The sequence below is a fragment of the Phytoactinopolyspora endophytica genome (assembly GCF_004138495.1).
In the GTDB taxonomy this organism is placed as follows: Bacteria; Actinomycetota; Actinomycetes; order Jiangellales; family Jiangellaceae; genus Phytoactinopolyspora; species Phytoactinopolyspora endophytica.
This window is the reverse complement of the sequence record NZ_ML142858.1, coordinates 140,854-144,473: the sequence shown is the minus strand read 5'-3', so window position 1 is coordinate 144,473 and position 3,620 is coordinate 140,854. Positions and strand designations below refer to the sequence as shown.

Genomic DNA, 3,620 nt, shown 5'->3' with positions numbered 1-3,620 from the left:
TCGATCGCCAGCGGACAGCGGCTGTGGAAGCCGCAGCCCACGGGCGGGTTCAGCGGACTGGGGACGTCACCGGCGAGAACCACCGGCTGCCGCGACCGCTGCCGGACCGGGTCCGGATAGGGCGCGGCCGACATCAGCGCCTGTGTGTACGGATGCTCCGGCCGGGCGAACAACTGCTCCCGGGTGCCCTGCTCGACCACCCGCCCCAGGTACATCACCGCGATCCGGTTCGAGACGTGTTCGACGACCGAGAGGTCGTGAGTGATGAACAGACAGGAGAAGCCGAGCTCACGCTGGAGGTCGACGAGCAGGTTGAGGATCGCTGCCTGGATCGACACGTCCAGCGCGGACACCGGCTCGTCGGCCACCAGCAGCTCCGGGGAGAGGATGAGCGCCCGGGCGATCCCGATCCGCTGACGCTGACCTCCGGAGAGCTCGTGCGGGCTCCGGGTCGCGTGGTCCGCGCGCAGACCGACCCTGGTGAGCATCTCGACCACCCGGTCCCGGCGGTCCTGCCGGTTGCCGACCCGGTGCTGGCGCAGCGGCTCGGCGACCACATCGCCGATCTTCATCCGGGGGTTCATGGCGGAGTAGGAGTCCTGGAAAACCATGTGCGCGCGGCGCCGCAACGGCCGCATCCCGCGCTGGCTGAGGTGTGTGACGTCGTCGCCGAGGATACGGACGGTGCCCGCCGTCGGCTTCAGGAGCCGGACCGCACACCGGGCGAGCGTGGACTTGCCGCTGCCGGACTCGCCCACGAGACCGACGATCTCGCCCTTGCCGACGCTCAGCGAGACGTCCTCGACCGCCCGCACGGTCCCGGTCTTCTGCCGGAAGTGGACGCTGACGTTCTCCATCCCGAGGACCGGGCCTTCGCTGGCCGGAGCCATGCTCATCTCGATCCTTCCTCCCCCACCGGATGGAAGCACCAGACATGATGCTGCCCGACGCGCGACCGCTGCGGCCTCGACTCGTGGCAGGTGGACCCCACCCGGGTGCATCGGTCTGCGAAGCTGCACGACGTGGCCGGCTCATGCAGGACGGGCACGATGCCGGGGATCTCCGCCAGCCGGCCCTGCCCCGCCTCGCCCTGTCTCGGGGTCGCCGCCAGCAGAGCCCGGGTATACGGATGGGACGGCTGGGCGAAGATGTCGTGCACCTCACCCTCCTCGACGAAGCGGCCCGCGTACATGATGGCCACCCGGTCCGCGATGTCGGCCACCACACCGAGGTCGTGGGTGATCAGCACGATCGCGGTGCCGTCCTCGCGTCCCAGCTCACGCAGCAGCCGCAGGATCGTGGACTGCACCGTCACGTCCAGCGCGGTCGTGGGCTCGTCGGCGATCAGCACCCGCGGCCGGCAGGCGAGAGCCATCGCGATCATCACCCGCTGCCGCATGCCGCCGGAAAGCTGGTGCGGGTACGAGCGGGCCCGGGTCCGAGGGTCCGGTATCCCGACACGTTCGAAGAGCTCCACGCTGTGCTCGGCGGCCTGCTTCCTGGACATCCCGGCGTGCCGTCGCAGCACCTCGCTCACCTGCCGGCCCACGGTCAACACCGGATTCAGTGAGGTCATCGGCTCCTGGAAGACGACGCCGATGGAGCGTCCCCGGATCTTCGACAGCTGCCGTTCTCCTAGCCCGACGATGTCGGTGTCGCCGAACGTCACCGACCCGGTGAGCTCGGCGTTCGGGGCCAGCAACCCGGCCAGCGCCATCGCCACGCTCGACTTGCCGCAGCCGGACTCCCCGACGAGCGCCATCACCTCGCCGGGCCGGACTCCGAAGGAGATCTCGTCGACGGCGGTCACCGAGCCCTGCCCGACCTGGAACCGGACGGAAAGCCCATCCGCGACGAGCGCGGGCGGGTCGTGCGCCGCTATCCCGGCCACCACGGGGGCGTTCATCGCACCGTCCTCGGGTCGAACAGGTCGCGCAGACCGTCACCGAGCAGGTTGAAAGCGAGCGTCACCACCGCGATGGCGATCCCCGGGACGATCGACAACCCGGGGTTGCTCTGGGCGAACGGCTGTGCGTTGGCGAGCATGACACCCCAAGTGGCGGTCGGTGGCTGGACTCCGAGTCCGAGAAAGGAGAGCAGCGCCTCACCGAGGATCCCGAACGGGATGAGCAGTGTGGCCTGCACGATCAACGGGCCGGTTAGGTTGGGTAACAGATGCCGGAAGAGGATGGTGTGCGTGCGGGCGCCGTCCAGCACCGCGCCCGACACGTACTCCCGCTCCCGAAGCGACAGCACCTCGCCGCGGACGATCCTGATCAGCCATGGAAGGACGGCGACGGCCATGGATACCGTGACGGTCAGCAGCGACGGCCCCATGATGACGGCGAGCCCGACCGCCAGGATGATGTACGGGAAGGCCAGCATCACGTCGACGCCGCGGGAGACGACGACATCCAGCCATCCCCGGTAGTATCCCGCGACCAGCCCGATGGGCACCGCCACCACCAGCACCAAGGCGGTCGTCGCCAACGCCACGGCCAGAGAGATCCGGGCGCCCTCGATCAGCCGGGACAGGACATCCCGGCCAAGATCGTCGGTGCCGAGCAGGTGTGCGCCGGACGGCGAGCCGAAGATGGCCGAGTAGTCCTGGTGGCCGGGGTCGTACGGCGAGATCCACGGCCCGACGACGGCGACGGCGGCGAAGAGCAGGATGACGCCCGCGCTTACCGCCGTGGCCGGCCGGCCGAACACGAAACGCAACGTGTGCACCATCATGCCCTCCCCGAGGTCCGGACGCGTGGGTCGACCAACGCGTAGAGGGCATCGACGAGCAGGCTGATCGCTACGTACGCGATCAAGGTCACCAGCGCCACCCCCTGAACCACCGCATAGTCCCTGGCCAGCACGGCGTCGAGGAGCAGCTTGCCGTAGCCGGGGATGACGAAGACCTGTTCGATCACGACGGCGCCCGAGATGAGCGCGCCCAGCTGCAGGCCGGTCAGGGTGAGGATGGTGATGAGGCTGTTCCGGGCGCCGTGCTGGACGATGATCGTCCACCGGGCCAGCCCCTTGGCCCGCGCCGTTCTGATGTAGTCCGTCTGCAGGGCCTCCGTCATCGCCGAGCGCATCTGCCGCATGTAGATCGCCGCGAAGCTGGTGGCGAGGGCGCAGACCGGCAGGACCATGCGGGTGAGGTTGCCGATCGGGTCGTCGACGAAAGAGACGTAACCCGAGGCCGGGAACCACCCCAGGTTGACGGCGAAGACGATCACCAGCACCAGGGCGAGCCAGAAGCTCGGCACCGAGATCCCGGCCAGTCCGGCGATGCCGATGAGGTAGTCGCCGGCCCGGCCACGCCACAACGCGGCCAGGATGCCGGCCCCAACGCCGAGGATCGCTGCCAAGGTCAGGCTCATCAGGGCCAGCTGGGCCGTCACCGGGAGCCGGTCAACGATGGTCGGGCCGACCGGGAGCCCGTTCGACGACGACACTCCGAGGTCGCCCTGCAGGAACAGCCACATGTAGCGGACGTACTGGATGACCATCGGCTGGTCGAGGCCGTACTTCCTCCGCACCGCTTCGAGCGCCTCCGGGTCGCTCGACCCACCGGACTGACCAGCCAGCATCAGCGCGGTGTCGCCCGGGAGGGCGCGCACGCC

4 protein-coding genes are annotated in these 3,620 nt (G+C 69.4%); all 4 read right to left on the bottom strand.

Features of this window, described 5'->3' with window-relative positions; genetic code table 11:
• The coding region (locus ELR45_RS19665) for an ABC transporter ATP-binding protein (protein WP_165367954.1) at positions 1 to 890 on the bottom strand (890 nt) is incomplete at its 3' end.
• A 2-nt stretch (positions 891 to 892) separates the two neighbouring features.
• Entirely contained in the window at positions 893 to 1,906 is a 1,014-nt protein-coding gene (locus ELR45_RS19660; RefSeq protein WP_129667879.1) for an ABC transporter ATP-binding protein, read from the bottom strand.
• Positions 1,903 to 2,733 (bottom strand): ABC transporter permease, encoded by an 831-nt coding sequence (locus ELR45_RS19655; protein ID WP_205856897.1) that lies wholly within the window; start codon positions 2,731 to 2,733, stop codon positions 1,903 to 1,905. Before ELR45_RS19655 ends, ELR45_RS19660 begins: the two co-directional genes overlap by 4 nt.
• Positions 2,733 to 3,620 (bottom strand): ABC transporter permease (locus tag ELR45_RS19650; RefSeq protein WP_205856896.1); only part of this gene is annotated, 888 nt, incomplete at its 5' end. The genes ELR45_RS19655 and ELR45_RS19650, both read right to left, overlap by 1 nt.